The sequence below is a fragment of the Brenneria izbisi genome (genome assembly GCF_025840185.1).
GTDB lineage: Bacteria > Pseudomonadota > Gammaproteobacteria > Enterobacterales > Enterobacteriaceae > Brenneria > Brenneria izbisi.
Genome location: NZ_JAMPJU010000052.1, coordinates 1 through 475, shown reverse-complemented (window position 1 = coordinate 475; position 475 = coordinate 1). Strand labels below are relative to the sequence as shown.

At 66.3% G+C, this 475-nt stretch carries 1 protein-coding gene; it reads right to left on the bottom strand.

Features of this window, described 5'->3' with window-relative positions; translation table 11 throughout:
- The coding region (locus NC856_RS17705; RefSeq protein ID WP_264091710.1) for an Ig-like domain-containing protein at positions 1 to 475 on the bottom strand (475 nt) is incomplete at both ends.

Here is a 475-nt window from a genome sequence, read left to right as displayed (position 1 = left end):
CCGGCTTCCGCCGTACCGCTGACCGACGCGCCATCTTCTGCGACCAGAAGATCAGCCGGTGCGGATGGGCTAGTGGTGTCCGGGGCGATCACGGTAACCGCGGCGGAGATATTGCCCGCGGCATCACTGGCAATGGCGGTAACCGTTTCTCCGTTGGTCAGCGCGGGCAAGAGCGCTACGGTAAAGCTGCCGTCGCTCCCTGCCGTGGCGTTGCCCAGTACATTACCTGCCGCGTCGCTGATCGTGACCGTACTGCCGGCTTCGGCGGTGCCGCTGACCGACGCGCCATCTTCCGCGACCAGGAGAGCCGCGGGCGCTTCCGGCGCGGTGGTATCCGGGGCGGTTGCTGTGGCGGGTTCGGAGATATTGCCCGCGGCATCACTGGCAATGGCGGTAACCGTTTCTCCGTTGGTCAGCGCAGGCGACAGCGGCACAGTAAAGCTGCCGTCGCTCCCTGCTGTGACACTGCCCAGCA